Below are 20767 nucleotides of genomic sequence, written 5' to 3' on the forward strand. Positions count from 1 at the left end.
TAGTGGTGGAGTGTGTTTAGTGATATATTAAAGAGTAGTCGGAAGTATAGTAATGACGAGCAATATGGCATTGTCGATATCTGGAGTCACGCCCACCCTGTATTGTGCAGGCGTGACTGGCATCAATAAACTCAACCAAATTTCCTTTTTAGCCAGTAATCAATGCTAATATAACGTCCGCCACCATAGAAGAACAATACCAACAGCATGATAAAGTAAGTGGTGCTGAATTCGATGCCATTGTTGAGTATGACAGGGTCTCCCAACTCTGTAATATAATTATAGCGCCCAGGGAAGTTGACAGATAACCAATGAATAAAAGAGTTCATTCGCTGTGCTGATTCCATGCTGTTACTCGCAATCGCTAGCCAGCCATGAGACCAGTGAACCATCATGCTGGCAACGCTCATGACGATAATCATCGGAATGGCAATCAAGCGAGTAAACAAACCAAATGCAATTAATATCAGACCCACTACCTCGGTAGATGTTGCTAAAAACGCAAACACTGCCGGGAAAGGTAGATCAAGCCCTCCCTGTGCATGAGATGCTGCGAACCAGGCAACGGTATTCGAGAAGCCCAGTACCTTGGATTGTGCACCTTCGTAGAGTACAGGCAGGAGATATAGGCGAATGGCGAGCAAGGCAATGAAGTCAACCTTCATACACTTTTCAACGATATCAAAATACCATTTTTGGGTTGCTGCTATCATGCTGCCTCCTGGACACTGATGGTAATGAATTGCATTTCATGAGTCTTCCGTAGCCATTTCATGAGTTCTGGCTCAGAAAATTGTGGGGTGTAGTGTAGGTCGATCTCTTTCCATGTCATGCCTTCTGATTGTGAGAGCGTCGGGATGATGGCGCTGTCTACTTTATCCAGTTCTTTGTAAATGATGTCATGTTCGTGATCTCTGCATATCATGTAATAGTATATCGATGGATGAGTTTCATACGGCGTCTCTTTCTTGTGACTCTCAATAGGTAGAGAGAAGGGGAGTTGTATACAAGAAAGCGTCGGATTTGGTATGACGTTGTGATTCTTGAAAATGCAATGATGTCTTATATCAGTGTTCTTGAAAACCTCTGCGGGATTGATTTCAATCGTCAGCAATAACCATTCATATTCCATGACTTTTATCATGCTTGGGGAAAACCAGAGTTTCTCGATAACAAAGATGAGAATCTCGGTTGCAATGTGGTGAAACTCAGGTGCTTTAGCTGAGTGATAGTCAATGAAACTATCGACCAGCCTGGTTTTATGTTGTGAACTTAACTGCTCACAGGTTGACGCATAAGTCGTTTCAAGGACATCTCGAATATGACTACGGATACATTTTCGATAATGACTAATGCCCGGCACTACAGATGTGTCCGTCGGAGATCTTATCGCTCGTGTCATGGTCACGATTTCTGATTGTAATGTTGTCGGAGGATTCATTGCTGACTCCATATGAGAGATGTTTTGATAGCACTTTGAGTTCTGTGCAAAATGTTTGCAATGGAGGGATGTTGTTATCCCTCTCAAGAAGAACCGGTTTTTTCCCATGACTGTTGATTATCTTTTGACCTAATGCCATGACAGGAGCGGAGACCGGATGACCATGAGTATCAATGAGTGTGTCGTTTTTTTCTACTCCATGGCCTGCAATATGATAATAATCAATGGCATGTTTTGGGATGTCCATCATGAAGGCAACGGGATCATAATGATGGTTTTTGCTATTGATGTAGAGGTTGTTGATATCCAGTAAAAGGCGACAGTCAGACGCTTCTATCAAGGCGGCAATAAACTCCTGCTCCGGCATTTCTTGTGAGTATCGGTGATAGTAGGTGATGTTTTCAAGAATAAGCGGGCGCTCTAAAATATCCTGAACAGTCTTGATTCTGTCAGCCAGGTAGGGAATGTTTTCTGGTCGGCGTGGAATGGGCAGTAGATCATATAAATAGCCTTGGTCATCACGAGAGAAACTAAGATGCTCGCTATAGACATCAATGGCATAGTCATCAAGGAATGTTTTTATATTATTGATGTAGTCGAGGTTAAGAGGAGCAGTATCTCCTATTGAAAGACTCAAACCATGTGCCACAAGAGGATAGTGATCTGCTAGCGTCTCAAGCTGCTCTCGCTTTTTCCCCCCAATATTCATCCAGTTATCAGGTGCAAGTTCGAGGAATGCAATATCTTTACGATGGTTGGGTTTGCACAGGTCAGCGATATGGTCTGTACGTAGCCCAATCCCTAATGAATCAGATTTTATTGGCCGCATACGCCACCTACACATTTAGAATTATCGGTAGCTTTTGCCGTTTCATTGATACCGTTGCCATCAGTGCCGCATTTTCCATCACGCGCTCTTACCAGTTTTCCCTGTGGATTATGGTTAACATTTGCTTTGCTATAGATCTTCTCTGTTCCACACTTTCCACTGGCACATTTACCACTATGTGTTTCTTCCTTTTTTACGACTTTTTGCGGCTCTTGTGTAGTTGACTGTGCCGTGTTTGCCGAGACAGAGGCGCTACTCACAGCCGAAATCAGAGCGATGGAAAGTAAGACTCTAGAATTCATTTCATTCTCCTTTTTTTACAGTGATGGGAAAGCATGAGAGGTCCCGACTCGCGTAAACGACACCGGAATAATATTTCTTGAAGTCCTTGATGACCTGGTCTTGTTCCCGAAGGCTCTTGCCCATGAAGTGATTCAATATCACTACTTTTGGCTGGATGGCAGCTGCTAGTTTCCCCATCTCTGTGGGGGATCCATGAATGAATTTAGAGTGGCTATCCGCACCCTCGGTAATTGCAGCGGGGAGTACTAGCGTATCTGCGCCTTTTGCAAAATCGATGAAGTATGGGTTGGTGCCATTCTGATCGGCAGAAATAACAATGGTGCCTGCTGATGTCTCAATACGATAGGCGAGGTTAGGGACATCACCATGAGGTATTCCCATCGCTGTGATTTTAAGTCCGTCCTTTTCATAGACAATCGTTGGCTGAGTGCTTTTATAATCGACATCCTCCATGTCTACCTTGAGATTGATGCCATCATTACCACTAAATATTCCTGCCAGATAACGATAGGCGCCCTCATCGGCGCCGAAGATGCGCTGCATGAATTGTGTCAGGCTAGGAAAATAGTGATTGCCTTGAGGGCCGCTGATGGTGATTTCCTTCATATTCTTGAAGAAGACACCGTTTTTCAGAATGGCAGCAAGGTCGGCGCTATGATCGGTATGAAAATGAGAGATGCCAATAAAATCGACATCTTCAAGATGAGCGCCTGATTGACCAAATCTCAGGAAGGTACCCCCCCCTGCATCGATCAGTACTCTTGGTTTTCCTTTCCACCAGACAAGCTCTCCAGAAGAAGCGCGCATGTCATCTGAAATAGGGCCGCCACTGCCTAGCATCTGTAATGAGAAATCTTTACTGGAACATTGAGTGGAGGATGCCCATGTCGGTGCACTAATACCGGCGAAAATCGAGATTACGAGTGAGAGAGAAATCTTTTGGAACACCTTGTTCATAGAGTTCTTATCCTGATCATGTGAGTGCTATCAATCACTGATGTTTGATCTGTAAGAAAAATATGGACGTGTGTGTTGATTAATAAAATGTAAAAGTATTTAACGAGAGGTTAATGGAAATTTTACGTATTGGCCGAATCGATACAGAAGGCTGTTCCAGGGCACCGAAGCGATAGAATGGTGAGTCGTCAGAAGGATAGGACTGAGCCAAGAAAATAGATGAAAGATGGTGGCAAGAGGATGTGTCTCGTGGCAGAAGGCTTACCAGTCCATAGGGACTATCGTCGGTAACATTGACCGAGGGTCGGCAAGATTGTATCGGGGCACACGGTCAAGAGGTTTCTCGAGAGAAAGGAGGACATTCTGAGCAGCCTACGAGGCGTCGCGAGTGGGGAGCGTGACGCCTCAGGGACAAGTCTTTGGGTTAGCAAGAGTTAGGCATGTGTGACTGGCGGTTCGAACATTCCGTGAGGGAATACCATCAGTAAGGTATCGACTCCGTGGTATTCACGTATCAGCCAATAGCCTCATCCCCGCGAACGAAGTGTGCTTGCCATGTCTCGGCACGGGCTGCATCACGCGCTGCATACTCGGAAAGTACTTCGTCCAGTTTGCCCAGGGATTCATGTTCTCTATCTTCGCCCAACTGAGTCAAACGCAGGGTATACCAGGCTGTCACGCCGCCTTCTGGTGGCGCGGTGAAACGCGGAAACTCAGGCTCAGGGCATTCACCTGCCTGCCAGAGATTTGCGAGTTCAGGTTGCAGGGCCAGAGGGCGCGCCAACCCGACTAAATCAATCTCACCATCATTCACGGCCGCCGCTGCCTGAGCAAGCGTCTTGAAGCCGCCGGTCGCCATCAGTGGCAGCGAGGTGACAGCGCGGGCACGCTTGGCAAACTCGACAAAGTAGGGGCCGGAAGCACGGGCATCCGACGCGGATTTAGCCCCGGGGAAGTAGGTGCCGCCGCTGATATCGATCAGGTCGATGGGAGCATGCTCAAGTGCCGCGATGACTTGCAACGCTTCGGCTTCTTCAAATCCTCCCTCCAGTTGATCGCTCGAATTGAGTTTGACCGCCACCGGGAAGTCCGCGCCGACTGCCTCACGCACGGCATGGATCACCTCCAGCAGCAGACGCATTCGATTCTCCAGATTTCCGCCGTAGTCGTCTTCTCGCTGGTTGAACAGCGGTGAGAGGAACTGACTGAGCAGAAAACCATGCGCAGCATGTACCTGTACGCCACCGAAACCGGCTTGCCTGGCGAGACGAGCGGTCGTGGCCATGGCGCTGGGCAATGCCTTTATCGCTTCCAGGCTCATCGCTTCGCAATGTAGCCCTGGAAGATTCAGCGCGCTGGGGCCATGCGGCATACTTGTGGGTGGATATGCCATGGCGCCGGCATGTCCCAATTGCAGCCATAGTCCTGCATCGTGTTTTCCGCCGCGTGCCGCGAGTGCCTTGAACATCTCCAGGTTGGAGAGCTCATTGAGTACCAGATTACCGGGCTTCTCGGCATGGCGATGATCCGGCTGCACTTCACCGATAAGCGATGCAGCCACACCACCTTGCGCCCAGCGCTCATAGAGACGCATCTGGGTCTCTGTCGGATGTCCGGTACCATCACCTAGCGAGTCGGACATCGAGGCCTTGATGATGCGATTCTTCAGTACGCGGCCACAGGGGAGTGTCAGGGGCGTGAACAGGCGTGAATGCGTCGGTTGAGATGTCATCTCGTGAGATAGCTCCAGAAATAGTATTGATGGCGTATTGGGAACAGATATCATGATGACACACCCAGAATATACTGATAATCCATCATCTTGGCACAGAGTATGTGAGCAAATGGAACATATGAAAGCGTATACGGAACTCGATGTCTTTCATGCAGTGCTCGATGCTGGCACCTTCACTGGGGCTGCCAGGCAGCTGGGTATCACCCACTCTGCCATCAGCAAGCGTATCGCTCTGCTCGAGCAGCGTCTTGGCGCTCAGCTATGGGTTCGTTCTACGCGCAAGATGCGTTTGACGGAAGCGGGGGAGGTCTACGCCCTGGAAACCCGGGATTTGATGGAGCGCCTGCGGACGGTGGAACAGGAAATTACGGCGGGTAGTAGCGCACTCAAGGGGCGTATCCGTATTTCCTGCTCCAACGCGCTGGGCAAGCTACACATCATGCCGCTGTTATTGGGCTTCATGGAGCGCTATCCCGAAGTGGTCCTCGACTTGACGCTGACAGATGCGGTGGTCGATATGGTTCATGAAGGGATGGATCTTGCGATTCGCAGTACTACGTTGCCGGACTCCGGATTGATCGCGCGCCGCCTGGCGACCAATCTCCGAGTCATCTGTGCGTCCCCTGACTATCTGGCACATCATGGCACTCCCCATTCAGTGTCAAGCCTGTCCGAGCATGTCAGCCTGATTCTCAACCTTCCTGGAGGCTTCAATGCATGGGGGTTGAGCTCACTACCCGAGATGCGCTGCGGCTTTCTCTCCAATTCGCTCGAAGCGCTTCACGCTGCATGTCTCAATGGGTGCGGCATTGCCTGTCTGCCTCACTATCTCATTGCTGATGACGTGAACATGGGGCGCTTGACCCCATTGTTGGCGCCTGTGCGAGGCGAAAGCACGGATACCAGTCTCTTCATCGTACGACCCGATACCACAATCCTGCCGCGGCGGGTGAGAGTGCTGATTGATTTCCTGGTGGAGAGTTTTGAAGCCTGAAAAATAGTAGGGTCAGTGTATCGATCGAGATGCCGCATTTACCTGCTTGAGTCGCCTGATGGAAAAAGCCCCATGATCAGCGCCTTAAAGAGGCAATGATCACGGGGCTTTTTCGTTGCGAGCGCTAGTCACTCATTCCTTTCACATCCTATCAGGGTGTTTGAGCATCATCCTTGGTGGCATCGGTCGCATCAGAGTGGGTCGTTGCGTTCTGTGCTTCTCCCTTCGCGCCGATCCGCTTGATCCAGCGCTGGCGAGCAAAGCGGCGAAGGTTGGCCACATTGTCCGTCTCGTCAATGATGTCTTCGCCCAGAATCGTTTCCATCACGTCTTCCAGCGTAATGACCCCCAGCCAGTTGCCGAGATTGTCGTAGACGACACACAGATGCTGACGTTCACGCTGCATGCGGCCGAAGGCGTGTTCAACGTTATCCTCCGCGTGAATTTCGCTGATAGGGCGCATCAATTCCTTGAGTTGGGTGCCGGGGTCAGCCTGATGCACGTCTGCACGGTGAATCATGCCTAACGCGCGCTCATCCTCTGTCATCACCGGGTAGCGACTGAATGGCCATTTGGCCAGCTGGTTATCGAAGTCGGCCACTGTCATTTCGGGGCTGACGGTCTGGCATACCGGCCGCGGCGTTATCACATCGCGCACCTTGATCTCATGCAAGTTAAGGATGTTGGTAATGACGCGTTGCTCGTCACTTTCCAGTGCCTTCTTCTCCAGCCCCAATTGCGCCAGTGCTTTTATCTCGCCGCGCAGATCAATGTCATGCGCGTGCTTGCCGATGCGTGAGGTGATCATTTCTGATAACCAGATCAATGGCTTCAACCCCAATACCATCACATTGAGCACGCGAGGCAGCATGGGGGAGAGCTGACGCCAGTAGGTGGCACCGATGGTCTTGGGAATGATTTCGGAGGCAACCAGAATCAGTAGTGTCATCACCGCTGATGCCACACCGACCCAGGCTTCACCAAAGATGACGGATACCTGGGCACCTACGCCTGTAGCACCCACCGTGTGTGCAATGGTGTTGAGCGTCAGGATGGCGGCCAGCGGTTTGTCGATATTGTCTTTCAGCTTGGCGAGTGCGGCATACCGCTTGGGATGCTCATCCTTCAGACTTGCGATATAGCTTGGGGAGAGCGACAGCAATGCCGCTTCCAGCACGGAGCAGATAAACGAGATTCCGATGGCAATGACGGCAAACAGGATCAACAGAAACATGCAGCGCGCTCCTTGGGTAGATTAGCCTCCATTAGTGACAGATGGCACATGGCTGTCAAATAGCTTGCGTTGATCCTGCGAGGTCTGAAGTGGCTGTCAGTATAGGATGCGCTTGGCCAGTAGAGCCCGCCTTCCGCTCGGCAGGGTAAAGCCTGCATGAGGGATTCTCGCTCCGGCGCATGTGAAGCCCGGCAGCATCAATCAAGCAAGTTTCTGGCAGCTTTAGATTTCTCTCTTGAAATGCCCTATTATTCACCTCCCGGCTCATCATGGCCCCACTCTTTCAAGACTCCCATTTTTTTATGATTAGACTTACGAATATCCAGCTGCCTCTGGATCATAACGACATCGCATTAGAACGTACTATTTTGTCTACGTTAGGTATAAAAGCTGATCAACTTGTTAGTTTTTCTATCTTTCGTCGTGGTTATGATGCCAGAAAGAAAGCGCGTATTCTCTTGACGTATACATTGGATGTAGAAACAACGAATGATCAAGTATTATTGGATAAATTTTCCAATAATCAACAGATTAAAGAAACTCCAGATACGGAATATCATCCAGTTGCACAAGCCCCTATCACATTAACGGAACGCCCCATTGTCATTGGTTTCGGTCCTTGTGGCTTGTTGGCTGGTTTGGTACTTGCTCAAATGGGCTACAAGCCTATTATCTTAGAACGTGGAAAAGAAGTGCGTGAGCGGACCAAGGATACCTTCGGCTTCTGGCGCAAGAAGATATTGAATACTGAATCCAATGTGCAATTTGGGGAAGGTGGCGCGGGTACATTCTCGGATGGAAAGCTTTATAGCCAAGTCAAGGATCCGAAGCAATATAGCCGAAAAGTACTCAATGAGTTTGTTGCTGCGGGAGCTCCTGACGAAATTCTCTTCGTCAGCAAGCCCCATATTGGGACATTCAAACTGGTCGCGATGGTCGAGAAGATGCGCGCCCAGATTATAGCGCTGGGTGGCGAAATTCGTTTTAGCGCCCGCGTTGATGATATCCACATCGAAGATAATCAAATTACTGGCGTAACGCTTGCTGATGGCGAGCATCTTGCCTCCAGACATGTCGCCTTGGCGATCGGCCACAGTGCGCGCGATACCTTTGAGATGCTGCATGACAAAGGGGTTTATATCGAAGCCAAGCCTTTCTCCATTGGCTTCCGGATCGAGCACGAACAAAGTGCCATCGATAAAGCCCGTTTTGGCCCCAATGCAGGCAATGACATTCTGGGTGCCGCTGATTACAAGCTGGTTCACCACTGCAAAAATGGCCGTTCAGTTTATAGTTTCTGCATGTGCCCTGGGGGTACTGTAGTGGCAGCCACCTCAGAAGAGAATCGTGTCGTGACCAATGGCATGAGCCAGTATTCTCGTAATGAGCGCAATGCAAACAGTGCGGTAGTCGTGGGTATCAACCCGTCTGATTATCCGGGTGGCCCCTTGGCTGGTATCGAGTTACAACGTCAACTAGAAAGCCATGCTTTTGTCATGGGCGGCAGTAACTACGATGCACCAGCGCAAACGGTCGGCGCTTTCTTGAGGAATGAAACGCCTGAAACGCTAGGCTCTGTGGTGCCGTCGTTCAAGCCGGGTATCAAGCTGACCAACCTTGCAGATGCGTTGCCCGATTTCTGTATCGAGGCGATCCGTGAGGCTATCCCGGCCTTCAACAAGAAGATCAATGGTTTCGCTTTTGAAGATGCGTTGTTGACGGGGGTTGAAACACGGACTTCCGCGCCGATAAGCATCAAGCGTGATCAAGGCTTCCAGAGTATCAACACGAAAGGCTTATATCCGGCCGGTGAAGGCGCGGGCTACGCCGGAGGCATCATGTCAGCAGCAATAGACGGCATCAAAATCGCCGAAGCAATGGCGTTGAGTATCAATCAAGCATAAGAGAAATAAGCGATTATCATGGATGCCAGAGGCGCGATGTCTCTGGCATTTTAGTATCCATCAATCGATGATGAAGATGACGCGATATTATGTGATATCAAAGCTGATCAGGACTTCTTTGTCATTTATCAGCATATTATGTCCGACAGAGTCGATTGCTGGTACAAGTCCATTCAATGTTCCCGTAATGAAAAAATAGGTGTCTCCACCATAACCGCGTCGAATGCATTCGAGTACGCCTTGCTTGAGAACCTCTCTCTTCTTTACCGTCGCTTGTTCGATCATGAAAGTAAAAGTGTAGCATTGATTGCCCCCGGTGAATGTCAGTTCTCCGGCAGCAGGAGCTTGAGATATCAATACACCATGATTGAAATAAAAATCACAGACAGAATGATTGGATGTGTTGATGACAGGCCGAATCAATTCCACGGCAGCATGAGGATTCAGATTGGTAATATGTAAAACGATTCCATCACTGGAAGTGGGAACTTCCAGAGTGAAACAGACTTCTGTTTCTGTTCCTTGAAGCACTTCATGAGAAATTCTTTCACCTATTGGCGATAGTACTTGGAAATCAAAGATGGGAGAAATGATGACGCCATCACTCTTGTCGACTATTTTCCAGCCCGCAATTGTTACACCTTGTTCGACCAGAATGGATATCAACCGATCTTGTTCCGTTATCAGACTGCCTAACTCAGTTGGCGATATGTCAGTTATCTCCAAGCTAGCGAGCCCTGTGTCATCAAAGGAGGCTAGTGTCTTTTTATATTCATTGAACGTCATGCTTTATTCCTGTTGATAATAGAGTGCTAGTTACAGAATGGAGTGACTCGAAAACAGTCGAGGAATGACACTGTTTCATTGCAGTTTCTCTTTCCATCATGCTCGGCGTGAGGCGGTGTTTTCAAGCGATAAAGATGTCAGTAGCAAGGGATTCTCATGATAGCCAGCCAGTGTCAGCCCTGACATCGATAGAGAGCATCAGGTAGCAGGTGATGCCGTGTTCTCAAAAGGAGCTTTCAGGAAGCGTGTTCATCCTGCTCCCGATCCTGGGGCGCAAAGGTCGGGTTGCCTGAGGATGTGAAGAGTTCTTGCGAGTGTAAGGTAAATATCTTGCATGGAACGCTAATGATATTTGTTTGCTGTTGGTAACTGTTGTATTTTGAGTGTCTGCTTAACAATATTTCTTGCATGAATTGTGGTTTTGACGAGCATTTTTCAGCTTTTTCCTGACACTTGATCCGTATCCGTCAGTGAAGACACCGCAGGAGCGAGGGCCATGAATTACGATGCAAGGGATTTGCTCTGACATGCATGATCTATCGAATGTTTTCACTACTGCGGGCGGTGTGGAGAGAGCCCATCAGCCGCTCACTCCGCTAGTAGAAGACGCTCGGTCGGAAATGGCCTACTCCCCATTGGGAGATTGGTATCAGGTTCACTACTCATGCGGTGAAGGGTGGGTGCGTGATATCTCTCTTTGGCAGGGAGCGATGCTGACCCTCTGTGACATGGTTGTCACGCGCGCATATCAGAGCCAGCATGCCCTTCACGATGGGGTGTATCTGTGTCTTGTACTTGAGGGCACTCTCGGCCTGGCGGGACTTGAGGGGCGCAAGATCGAGATTTCCGCGGGCGAGGGCGGCATGTTTCGCGCTGCAAATTCGCTCACCGCATCACCTCATGGGCTGAAGAGCTGGCACGGCGTTGGCAGGCTACGTTGTATCAGTCTTCTCATTGAAGGTGAGCATCAGCAGCCGGAGAACATACGCGGACGACTGGGTGCCTGGGATGCTCAAGTCACTGGTGCGCTGGTCAGAGGGACACGATCTTTTCGGCATACGAACTTGCATCCCCATCCATCACGTTGGACGCCTGGATTCAGCGTGTACCAGCAATGGGAAACGAAGATGCCGTCGCCGGGAAGCGGTACAGTCCCATGTGATGAAGGCTGCTTGCTCGAATGGCAGGGAGCAGGGCTGCAATTACTGGCGCGCGCGTTGCACCAGACACAGGGACTGCGAACTGGATCGTTGGATGCCACCGAGGAGCGCGCCACGTCATGTCGGCATCTTGAGGCGGTACGCAAGCGACTCGATACCTCACCTCAGATGATTCATTCATTGAGTGAGCTTGCGAGGCTGGCTTGTATGAGCCCGTCGAGTCTGCGACAGAAATTTCGAGATGCTTATGGAAAATCGTTGGGTCACTACCAGCGAGAGTGTCGCATGCAGTGTGCTCAGCAGGCGTTGTCACAGGGTATGAGCATTCAGCAGGTGGCACACCGCGCGGGCTACGCACACGCCTGTAACTTCGCGACTGCCTATCGTCGTCACTTTGGACTATCGCCGCAGGAGGCGCGTGCCAGATGTCATGAGATAGAACGACAACAATGTGACAGATAGGTTGCCAAGGCTTGGCAGACATGAAAACGGGCACCCATTGGATGCCCGTTTTCATGTTGGTGAAGAGAGTTCAACAAGGAGAAGGAATTAGAGGAAAGGCATCATCGGTAGTAACACATCGTCCAGCAGGCCTGTTGGATAGTGCAAATTCATCGTGTGTTGCATCCCGAGTAGGAAGACTGCCACGCCCAGCGAAAACAGGGCGGCGAAGCCAAGAGACTTGCGCGCAACGAACATCTGAAAGCCAAAGCAGAAAATCACCGCGGTACACACAAAGCCGAGCGCTGCGCTGATACCGATCAAAGCGAAGAAGCCCAGTACCACGGCAATACCCTTGGTTGCTGGCTGCTCTACCCGAATGTTGCCATCCTTCCCTTAATGGCGATGCTGGGGCCAGAGCATGAGGTATTGTGTCAGCGCGAACTGCCTGAGCCGCGTATCGATCGTACCATCGGTCTGCTACGTCGACGTGGTGAGTCGTTGTCGTCGATTGCGGAGCTCTTCATTGAGATTCTGCTCAAGCGCTGGAACTGATAACGCAGGTACTGACACGCCCCCGTATTGCCGGGGTTGGCGCTAGCTGCTTCATTACATAAGATGATCATGTATAAGGCGATTAGGTTTTGTTGCGATGATGCATCTTTCGGTAAGGGAGATAGCGGCGGCATTCTCGAAAGTCTCTTCTCCATGTGCGGCCAGTACTGATCGTCAGTCTTGCTGGACAGTGCTGAACTTCAGTACGGACAGCCGCTCATCACAAGGATATTCAATGTCGATTTCTACACGCGCAACTTCTCGCAAGACTGCTCTTGTACTCGGTCTTGCTCTTGGATTGGGCAGTGCGCTTCCTGCGAGCGCTGCCGAGATGACTGATGACGATACTGCTGACAAGCAGGCGCCACAGGGCGACCACACCCTCAAGCGTGACCAGCTGGTCAGCTTGATTGAACAGGGACAGGAGAATCTGGCCCCTGACTTCAATGGCTTTCTCAAGCAGGTTGCCGAGCGCAATAAAGAAGATACTGTCGTTGCCGGTGCCATCGAGCAGTATCTTGCTGGTGAGACACTGGAGGGGGATGATTTCGTCAATATATACCGTCTGTTAGGCGTGTATAACCGCCTGCAGTACGGTGATGATGTTGAAGCGCTGCTCAAGGAAATGGTGGCTATCCCGACCTTCAAGGTGGGTGAGAAGCCGCAATTCGAGAATCCTGAAATTGCTCGCTTTGGTGAGCTGGTCAAGGCCAAAGCCAAAGAATTTGGCCTGTCCTTCCGAAATGTCGACAATCGTGTCTTCGAGGTGGAACTTAAGGGCACGGGCGATGACGTGTTCGGCATCCTGACGCATGGCGATGTGGTGCCGGCCGGTGAAGAGGGCTGGACACTCAAGGACGGAACGCAGCTGAATCCATTCGAGATGACCCTGATTGACGGCAAGCTCTACGGGCGTGGTACCGAAGATGACAAGGGCTCCATCGCGGCGGCGCTTTATGCCATGAAGTCATTGAAAGAGAATGACGTGCCGGTGAAGCGCACCATTCGCCTGATGATCGAGACCACCGAAGAGACCGGTGGTGAGGGCTTTGAGTACTACAAGGCCAACAATGCGCTGCCGGAATACAATATCGTACTGGATAGCGGCTACCCGGCAATTACCGCCGAGAATGGCTTCGGTACCATTGATGCGCGCTTCCCACTGACACGTGCAGGCAGTGAAGACACTGCGAAAGACAGCCTGCCAGCCATTACCGACTTCAAGGGCGGGCTTGCGACCAATCAGATTCCTGAGCGTTCGGTCGCGACCCTGCATGCTCATGATGCTGCCGGTGCCAAGGCATTGAACCAGAAGCTGGATGAACTCGGCAGCCGTTATATCAAAGAGCATGGCAATGACTTCAGTGTCGCAAGCCAGGTGGAAGATGACGATGTGATCGTGACGGTCACCGGCAAGTCAGCACATTCCTCTGGCCCGGAGCACGGCATCAATCCGGTCACCCGGCTGGCGGGACTGCTGGCAACGTCCGGCATCGATTTTCAGGACAATGCGTATGAGGATGCTGTGCATTATCTGAACGATAATTATGGGCTGGATTATCATGGCAAGCAGCTCGGCATCGCCTATTCCCATGACTTCATGGGGCCGCTGAAGGTGACGCCGACGTACCTCGAGCGTGAAGAGAATGCGCTGCGCGTCGCGGTGAATGTGCGTGCACCAGCGGGCGAGAAGACGCCGGAAGAACTCAGCAAGACGATTCAGGACAAATTGAGTGCCTATGCCAAGGAACAGGGCATGGACATGGCTCTGAACGTCGAGATCAGAGACTGGATGCTGCGTGATCCGAGCGGTGCCTGGCTCAAGACGCTGCTCAATATCTTCGGTGATACCACCGGCATTGAGGCCAAGCCGCGCTCGTCAGCAGGAAGCACGACGGCCAAGTTGCTGCCGAATGCCATCAACTTCGGCCCGTCGATGCCTGGCGAAACTTATACTGGGCATACGTCTGAAGAATTCAAACGAGTCGATAATCTGCTGTTGGATATCCAGATGTTTACCGAGATGCTGGCCCGTATCGGGAATCAGGATTCCTTGAAGTAAGCTACTGGCTGATTACTGCACGACACGATAACAATGCCCGCGATCCGACCTTGAAAAGGTCATGTCGCGGGCATTGTCATATCAGAGTGTTGCAACTGGCGTGATATGAAAATCGGTAATGACTGGTGTCGTCGGCTGCGTCAGTACATGGACGTCCTTCCCATCTGCTCCATCCCAGAGCGAGTGGGGAGTGAAATGAAGGGCTTGAGTTGTCGGGTCGCCAGCAGGTTACTCGAAGACATCATCGTCATTGGCCAAGGTGAAGTCGCCATCGTAAGTCTTGACTTGAATTATCGCCGTGGGCATCCACACTGAACTCTCATGAGTCATGGGCACAAAAGGGCATGTCAGTCAGTGAGAAGCCATGGCTCGGGAATGAGCCACATTGTGGGACAAGTATTGAGCGACAGATATTGGAAAGAGAGGAGTGACTCCATGCCAGCCAAATCCCAGGCACAGCAGATGGCGGCAGGCGCCGCACTGGCAGCGCACAGGGGCGAGCAGAAGGTCAGCGATCTGGAGGGCGCTGCTCGTTCAATGTATGACTCGATGAGTGAAGCGGAGCTTGAGGCGATGGCCGCTACTTCGCGTGATGATAAACCGCGCCACAAGCGTGAATCCTGAGTCTCGAATGATTTCGAGAAAGCGGTGAAGAATACGCCGGTCTTGAGGTTCTCAAGGCCGGCGTATTTGCATCATCGAGTGGTGAGGCACTCAGTCAAGGCGTTCTCGAGATGGCTGGTGCGAGTCGCTGTCGGCAGGGGACTCTCCGCCATTCGCTTTTGGGCTGACTTCTGGCATCTCGATTCCCGAACGACGCTGGCCGCGCGCTTGAGTGCTGATGCCCAGACGTGCATCGCGACGTGCCACCAACTCCTCATTGATCTGACCATCCCGTGTGAAGGCCATCATCAATTGGGGAATGCCATAGGGGAAATCATCGCGATCAATCTGCCAGGTATGGAAGGTCTTGCCATAGGTCGTGACGAGATCCTCGAAGTAGCTGCGTTCCGCTAGCTCCGGGATACCGGGCGCGACAAGAATGCCGGATTTCACTTCATAGTGATGGCTATGCCACAGCGGTTTCTCTTCTTCTGGAAGTTGCGCGAAGCGTTCGGCACTGATGATGTACTCGATGCCGATCAGTCGTGCATCACTGCGGTTGGAATCGAAGATGACGCATTGGTGCAGGTCATGCTCCAGATGAATGCAGAAGTGACAGGCTTCAACCTGTCGGCCCATGTCATCAGCGTAATGGTGAAAGCCATTGAGATAGGTGCTCATGGCTTCCAGTGGATACTTGCGCTGCATGACCTGTGAGGCGGCGTCCAGCACCTGATGTTTCAGCGGATGGCCCCGGCTGACCTTGCGAGCGCTGGCGAGGCGTCTTCCGAGGATGAAGGCCGTAGCGGCGGCAGCACCTGCCAGCATGCCGGTGCCGAACCCTGAGGAGTGCGCTTTGCTGTCCGGACTCAAAGGGTGGGAGTGGGAAGTGTGAGAGCACTGGCCAGTTCCAGTATGAAACATGCTTCCTCCTACGAGTTCTTCTCGAGTGCGTGAGAATCCCTGATTTGCAGGCTCATTGCAGTCCATTGACCTTAAGATAGTCAAGTGAGCGACAAGATATCCAGTGAATTGCATCGAAAGCCCTGCTCGGGGATTGCGTTGGCGCCACGTTGCCCTCATGAATGAAGAAAGCCGATCAAACATTAGTCGTGCACTGTTGTTCTGACATTGAATCTGATACTGCCACCTTGGTGTCAATGGGGTGGTATCTGTGCCCTGACAGCGCTTCGATTGCTATGTAGACAGCTCGACCTGTTGTGTATCCCTGGTCACCCCGTCTTGGTTGATCCCCTTTACTGCCTGGAGCCTGAATGAAACAGCTGATATTTGATTGTGATGGTGTACTGGTTGATAGCGAGATCATTGCCGACAGCGTGCTGAAGGCAAGGCTGCCCCAGTGGCTGCCGGATCTCGGCAGTGAAGAACAGATTGAGCACGAGCTGGATCGCTGCCTTGGCATGATGACACGCGACATCCTGATTGATCTGGAAGGGCGCAGTCAGCACAAGCTTCCCGCCGATGCTCTTGAGCAAGTGACAGATGAAGTCAATCATCGCTTGGCAGTCTCTCTCAAGGCCTTGCCGGGAGTCCGGGAGACACTGGAATGGATTCGTGATCAGCGTCTTCCTCTGGCGATTGTCTCCAACAGTTCAGTGTCGCGGATGAAGATCAATCTCGAGAGTTCAGGGTTGCGCGGCCTGCTGGATGAGGTGGCTTTGGCGGCAGGAATGGAGAACGGCGTGCTGCCGATCTTTACATCAGACGAGGTTATCAATCCCAAGCCGGCCCCGGACCTTTATCTATTGGCTCTCAAGCGCCTGAATCGCTCTGCAGACGAGTGTCTGGTGGTAGAAGATAGCCGTACGGGTATGCAGGCAGCAGTAGCGGCGGGGCTGAAAGTCGTGGGTCACCTTGGCGCCAGCCATATTCCCGACGGTCATGCGCAGGTGCTTCGGGATACCGGTGCCTGGCAGGTGATGGATCATTGGGATGCGTTCGCTGATCTATGTCGGGAAGCCGGCCACAAGACGACTGACAAGCAGCAAGCTCACTGATATGTCTCCGAGCGATGGCGTCATCCTCGTGAGCTGTGCGGTGGTGCCATCTATTGACAGTCAATCAATACATGAAGGCCTCTCACGTCAGTCGTCAGAGGCCTTCATGTACCTGGATAGATCATTCAAGCATTCACTCATCAAATGAGCCTCAAGCAGCTGTCTGCTGGCAGGTTGGGTGATGAGTATCCGTCAATCAGCGGAAGCAGATGCGGGTACCCCATGCGAGCAGTTCTTCCTGGTTGAGTGAGCTCGAGGTCATGCCGATCATTTCGTCTCCCCACTGGTCCGCCCAGGTCAAGACGCCATGGCTGATGCCACGCGCGCCCATCAGGTCACGAATTTCCCCGGTGCCTTTGAACCATAGTGCGCTGTTGTCGTTGCGAGTGAGGTCCGAGATTCCGTTGCCATGATGCACTCTCACCTTGTAGATACCGTCTAGTGACATGACTTCAATGACTGGTACCAGACCGTGCTGCAGCGCACGAGTCAATCCCTCCAGTGAAAGGTTGGCCCCGGATGTTGGAACGGGCGATATGGTGCCGTTATCAGTCATCGATTGAGTAAGCATGCCAGTGTCTCCTCGCTATGTCGTACGATTTAATTTTCTTTGTATAATTACTGTAGGAGTAATGGGCATGCTTGGCCACTGAAGCTTTCTGATTGAGGGCCACCGGTGTGTCAGTTCATGTTTTGTTCAGCATGATGCCTTGAAGTTTGTCGTGGCTAGAGGCATGTTCATGAGGTAGTGCGGATATGAGAAAGTGTCCACCTTCTCGTTCCGTCCGGTGCGCGAACACCTCGCCGCTGTCACAGCACACAGGGAGTAGCGATTAATGGCATCCGGAGGAAAACGCGTTTTCAGTGCGTCAGTCATCATCATTCTGACGCTGGTAGCCTTGGGGGCAGGTTTCCCAGAGCGCTTTGCTGAATTGGCTGGCCAAGCGCTCAGCACAGTCACCAGCATGTTTGGCTGGTTCTATCTCATTTCCGTTTTCGGCTTCATCATCTTTCTGGTCAGCCTTGCGCTCAGCAAGTACGGCAAGATTCGGCTAGGCCCGCAAGACAGCCGGCCTTCTTACAGCTTCTTCTCTTGGGTCAGCATGTTGCTGGCCGCCGGGTTCGGGGTTGGACTGGTGTTCTATGGCATGGCAGAGCCCATGCAGCATTATCTGAAGCCTCCCTTCGGTGACATGCCGGGCGAGACACCAGAATCGGCGCGCTATGCCATTCAATATGCCTTCTTCAACTGGGGCATTCACCAGTGGGCGGCATTCTCACTGGTCGGGCTGATCATCGCCTACTTCCAGTTCCGCAAGGGGCAGGCGGGTCTCGTATCCTCAGTGTTGTCCTCAGTGACAGCCAAGCATCCCAAGGCGCGTCGCTACGCACCGGCACTGGATGTGTTTGCCGTGGTCGCCACGGTGATGGGCGTGGCGACTTCGTTGGGGTTAGGTGTACTGCAGATGAATGGTGGGTTGCACTTCGTCTTTGGTGTGGAAGAGAACTGGCAGTGGCAATTCATCATCATGGGCGTGATGTTCTGCGCTTACATGGCCTCAACCTGGTCTGGGCTCGACAAGGGCATCAAGCGACTTTCCAATCTCAACATGGTGATCTGCATCGGGCTGATGCTGTACGTGTTGGTCACGGGGCCGACCCTCGACATCCTCAAGACCATCACCATGGGGATTGGCGATTATCTGCAGAACTTCATCGGCATGAGTCTGCGCATGGCACCGTACGATCACAATGACTGGAACAGTTCCTGGACCGTCTTTTACTGGGCATGGGTCATTGCCTGGTCGCCGTTTGTCGGTACCTTCGTGGCACGTGTCTCGCGTGGCCGTACCATCAAGGAATACGTGGTGGGCGTGCTGATCGTGCCGCCACTGCTGGCATGCCTATGGATCGGTGTCTTCGGTGGCGCGGCTCTTCACATGGAACTGGCGAATGATGTGGGCCTCGCGGCTGCCACGGATGCCAATATCACCTCGGCACTGTTCGAGATGTTTGATTTGATGCCCTACAGCGGCGTGCTGTCGGTGGTGGCGATCAGTCTGATATTCATCTTCCTGGTGACCTCAGCAGATTCAGCGTCCTACATCGTGGCGCAGATGACCGATGGAGGATCCGTCAATCCGCCGCTCTACAAGCGCGTGGTGTGGGGGGTATTGATCGCGGCCATCTGTCTGACGCTGATATCCACTGGCGGGCTCAAGGGCTTGCAGTCTGCGGCGGTGCTATCAGCATTGCCCTTCACCTTCATCATTTATGGCATGGTCGTGGTACTGGTGAAAGAGTTGCGAGCAGACCGTCGCCAGATGCTCAGTCAGCTCTATCGTCGACACGGTGAGACACCGGTCGGGGCGGACGTCTTTGAAGCAGATACTCTGGCTGAAGAAGACAAGATACGCCGCGCGCCAGATGTGAAGAATCGTCGTGTGAATCCGCGCGATCATCATTGAGCGCCCTGATGGAAACTGACTGAAACGGGTCGAGAGATAGTCCGTGAACGAAAAACGCCGCCCACATCTGATGTGGGCGGCGTTTTTACGGACGGCGACAGTAGAGGTGTCAGCCTTTCCATACCTCAGCCAATATCTCGTAGCTCTTGAGACGATCAGCCTGATCATAGAAGTCGGAGTTGAACATCAATTCATCCGCTTGAGTGACTTCGAGAAGATGCTCAAGCTCGTGACGAATACGCTCCGGTCCGCCAATAATTGCCGCTGCCAAATTCTGGCCGACCATGGCTTTTTCACGGGCTGACCAGTCAAGTGTCTCGCACGGCGGCAGGGCACGGGTACTCTTGCCACGAATCAGATTCAGAAACTTCTGTTGCTGTGTTGTCGCCAAGAACTGCGCGCGCTCATCACTTTCTGCAGCAATCAGCGGTAGTCCGAGCATGACATAGGGGGCGTCGAGCACTGCCGAGGGACGAAAGTTTTCACGATAGAGCTTGATCGCCTCCAGCATATAGCCAGGCGCAAACTGACCGGCAAAGGCGAAGGGCAGGCCTTTCTCTGCTGCCAGGCGCGCACTGAAATCACTCGAGCCAAGTAGCCACAGCGGCACGTGAGTCTCCTGGCCGGGCATGGCCTTGACGCGTTGGCCAGGTGCCGGCGTGCCCAGATACTGTTCTAGCTCCGCCAGTCGTTGCGGAAAGTCGTGCACACCGGCTGAAGGATCCCGCCGCATGGCCTGCATGGTGATGCCATCAGAGCCCGGTGCACGGCCAAGCCCCAGATCGATACGATCAGGATATAGCGTTGCCAACGTGCCAAACTGCTCTGCAATGACCAGTGGCGGGTGATTGGGGAGCATGATACCGCCGGAGCCCACACGCAGGCGCGATGTCTTGCCGGCGACATGGCCGATGAGTACTGAGGTGGCGGCACTCGCGATACCGTCGATGTTGTGATGCTCGGCGAGCCACAGGCGGTGATAGCCGAGCGCTTCGACATGCTGCGCGAGGCTGACAGTATTGTCGAAGGTTTCAGCAACACTGCCTGTATCACGTAGCGGGGCAAGGTCGAGTACTGAAATGGGAATCGTGCCCAGACGAGATGACGGGGTTACGCTCATGTTGACTCCTGATGTTTCCGGACCACGCAGCCGCCATGACGTGAAAGAGACACTGGCGAGCTTGCTGGATTGCGCCCAGCATAGTGGAAACGGAGGGGAGGCAGACAGCATGTGAGTCTTCATTACACTGTTGCTGATATGGCATGAGTTCCGCCAT

Annotated in this window: 21 protein-coding genes; 9 read left to right on the plus strand and 12 right to left on the minus strand. The window is 52.2% G+C overall.

Annotated features, from left to right (window positions below; genetic code table 11):
- Nucleotides 1-131: 131 nt before the first annotated feature.
- From GQR90_RS07030 to GQR90_RS07055, 6 genes are all read right to left on the minus strand, one after another.
- On the minus strand, nucleotides 132-713 hold the full coding sequence (locus tag GQR90_RS07030; protein ID WP_158773473.1) for an HvfX family Cu-binding RiPP maturation protein: 582 nt from the start codon (nucleotides 711-713) through the stop codon (nucleotides 132-134).
- The gene (locus tag GQR90_RS07035) at nucleotides 710-1363 is read right to left on the minus strand and encodes a putative DNA-binding domain-containing protein (protein ID WP_158773474.1); all 654 of its coding nucleotides are present in this window, start codon (nucleotides 1361-1363) and stop codon (nucleotides 710-712) included. The genes GQR90_RS07030 and GQR90_RS07035 overlap by 4 nt, the downstream gene beginning before the upstream one ends.
- Entirely contained in the window at nucleotides 1350-2270 is a 921-nt protein-coding gene (locus GQR90_RS07040; RefSeq protein ID WP_158773475.1) for a DUF692 domain-containing protein, read from the minus strand. The genes GQR90_RS07035 and GQR90_RS07040 overlap by 14 nt, the downstream gene beginning before the upstream one ends.
- Complete coding sequence (locus tag GQR90_RS07045) at nucleotides 2258-2572, minus strand: hypothetical protein (RefSeq protein ID WP_158773476.1); 315 nt, start codon at nucleotides 2570-2572, stop codon at nucleotides 2258-2260. The genes GQR90_RS07040 and GQR90_RS07045 overlap by 13 nt, the downstream gene beginning before the upstream one ends.
- Nucleotide 2573: 1 nt before the next feature.
- Nucleotides 2574-3530 carry an MBL fold metallo-hydrolase gene (locus tag GQR90_RS07050; RefSeq protein ID WP_158773477.1) on the minus strand — a complete coding sequence of 319 codons (957 nt, stop codon included), beginning with the start codon at nucleotides 3528-3530 and terminating at the stop codon, nucleotides 2574-2576.
- Between the two features lie 514 nt (nucleotides 3531-4044).
- Entirely contained in the window at nucleotides 4045-5262 is a 1218-nt protein-coding gene (locus GQR90_RS07055; protein ID WP_158773478.1) for an NADH:flavin oxidoreductase/NADH oxidase family protein, read from the minus strand.
- A gap of 112 nt (nucleotides 5263-5374) precedes the next feature.
- Between GQR90_RS07055 and GQR90_RS07060 the strand changes: the two genes are divergently transcribed.
- The gene (locus GQR90_RS07060) at nucleotides 5375-6259 is read left to right on the plus strand and encodes a LysR family transcriptional regulator (protein WP_233266469.1); all 885 of its coding nucleotides are present in this window, start codon (nucleotides 5375-5377) and stop codon (nucleotides 6257-6259) included.
- Between the two features lie 151 nt (nucleotides 6260-6410).
- Here the strand turns inward: GQR90_RS07060 and GQR90_RS07065 are convergent, their stop codons facing one another.
- The gene (locus tag GQR90_RS07065) at nucleotides 6411-7493 is read right to left on the minus strand and encodes a CNNM domain-containing protein (RefSeq protein WP_024952261.1); all 1083 of its coding nucleotides are present in this window, start codon (nucleotides 7491-7493) and stop codon (nucleotides 6411-6413) included.
- Nucleotides 7494-7762: 269 nt separating this feature from the next.
- On the opposite strand from GQR90_RS07065, the gene GQR90_RS07070 reads away from it, so the two are divergent.
- Complete coding sequence (locus GQR90_RS07070; protein WP_233266470.1) at nucleotides 7763-9397, plus strand: NAD(P)/FAD-dependent oxidoreductase; 1635 nt, start codon at nucleotides 7763-7765, stop codon at nucleotides 9395-9397.
- 87 nt (nucleotides 9398-9484) lie between these two features.
- Here GQR90_RS07070 and GQR90_RS07075 read toward each other — a convergent pair whose 3' ends face one another.
- Entirely contained in the window at nucleotides 9485-10183 is a 699-nt protein-coding gene (locus tag GQR90_RS07075) for a hypothetical protein (protein ID WP_158773479.1), read from the minus strand.
- A 527-nt stretch (nucleotides 10184-10710) separates the two neighbouring features.
- Between GQR90_RS07075 and GQR90_RS07080 the strand changes: the two genes are divergently transcribed.
- On the plus strand, nucleotides 10711-11805 hold the full coding sequence (locus GQR90_RS07080; RefSeq protein ID WP_158773480.1) for a helix-turn-helix transcriptional regulator: 1095 nt from the start codon (nucleotides 10711-10713) through the stop codon (nucleotides 11803-11805).
- 87 nt (nucleotides 11806-11892) lie between these two features.
- Here GQR90_RS07080 and GQR90_RS07085 read toward each other — a convergent pair whose 3' ends face one another.
- On the minus strand, nucleotides 11893-12129 hold the full coding sequence (locus tag GQR90_RS07085) for a hypothetical protein (RefSeq protein WP_158773481.1): 237 nt from the start codon (nucleotides 12127-12129) through the stop codon (nucleotides 11893-11895).
- 84 nt (nucleotides 12130-12213) lie between these two features.
- Here GQR90_RS07085 and GQR90_RS17750 point away from each other — a divergent pair, with 84 nt between their 5' ends.
- From GQR90_RS17750 to GQR90_RS07105, 4 genes are all read left to right on the plus strand, one after another.
- Complete coding sequence (locus GQR90_RS17750) at nucleotides 12214-12339, plus strand: hypothetical protein (protein WP_267902048.1); 126 nt, start codon at nucleotides 12214-12216, stop codon at nucleotides 12337-12339.
- 235 nt (nucleotides 12340-12574) lie between these two features.
- On the plus strand, nucleotides 12575-14401 hold the full coding sequence (locus GQR90_RS07095) for a dipeptidase (protein ID WP_233266471.1): 1827 nt from the start codon (nucleotides 12575-12577) through the stop codon (nucleotides 14399-14401).
- Between the two features lie 105 nt (nucleotides 14402-14506).
- On the plus strand, nucleotides 14507-14716 hold the full coding sequence (locus tag GQR90_RS07100; RefSeq protein WP_158773482.1) for a hypothetical protein: 210 nt from the start codon (nucleotides 14507-14509) through the stop codon (nucleotides 14714-14716).
- Nucleotides 14717-14836: 120 nt separating this feature from the next.
- Nucleotides 14837-15025 carry a DUF3008 family protein gene (locus GQR90_RS07105; protein WP_158773483.1) on the plus strand — a complete coding sequence of 63 codons (189 nt, stop codon included), beginning with the start codon at nucleotides 14837-14839 and terminating at the stop codon, nucleotides 15023-15025.
- A 90-nt stretch (nucleotides 15026-15115) separates the two neighbouring features.
- On the opposite strand, the gene GQR90_RS07110 is transcribed toward GQR90_RS07105, so the two are convergent.
- Nucleotides 15116-15928, minus strand: coding sequence for an OBAP family protein (locus tag GQR90_RS07110; RefSeq protein ID WP_158773484.1), 813 nt, complete (start codon nucleotides 15926-15928; stop codon nucleotides 15116-15118).
- 350 nt (nucleotides 15929-16278) lie between these two features.
- Here GQR90_RS07110 and GQR90_RS07115 point away from each other — a divergent pair, with 350 nt between their 5' ends.
- Entirely contained in the window at nucleotides 16279-17022 is a 744-nt protein-coding gene (locus GQR90_RS07115; protein WP_158773485.1) for an HAD family hydrolase, read from the plus strand.
- Nucleotides 17023-17218: 196 nt separating this feature from the next.
- On the opposite strand, the gene GQR90_RS07120 is transcribed toward GQR90_RS07115, so the two are convergent.
- On the minus strand, nucleotides 17219-17593 hold the full coding sequence (locus GQR90_RS07120) for a hypothetical protein (RefSeq protein ID WP_233266472.1): 375 nt from the start codon (nucleotides 17591-17593) through the stop codon (nucleotides 17219-17221).
- 265 nt (nucleotides 17594-17858) lie between these two features.
- On the opposite strand from GQR90_RS07120, the gene GQR90_RS07125 reads away from it, so the two are divergent.
- Nucleotides 17859-19490 (plus strand): BCCT family transporter, encoded by a 1632-nt coding sequence (locus GQR90_RS07125; protein WP_158773486.1) that lies wholly within the window; start codon nucleotides 17859-17861, stop codon nucleotides 19488-19490.
- 109 nt (nucleotides 19491-19599) lie between these two features.
- On the opposite strand, the gene GQR90_RS07130 is transcribed toward GQR90_RS07125, so the two are convergent.
- Nucleotides 19600-20610 (minus strand): LLM class flavin-dependent oxidoreductase, encoded by a 1011-nt coding sequence (locus GQR90_RS07130; RefSeq protein WP_158773487.1) that lies wholly within the window; start codon nucleotides 20608-20610, stop codon nucleotides 19600-19602.
- Nucleotides 20611-20767 lie beyond the last annotated feature (157 nt).

It is taken from the genome of Cobetia sp. L2A1, assembly GCF_009796845.1.
In the GTDB taxonomy this organism is placed as follows: domain Bacteria; phylum Pseudomonadota; class Gammaproteobacteria; order Pseudomonadales; family Halomonadaceae; genus Cobetia.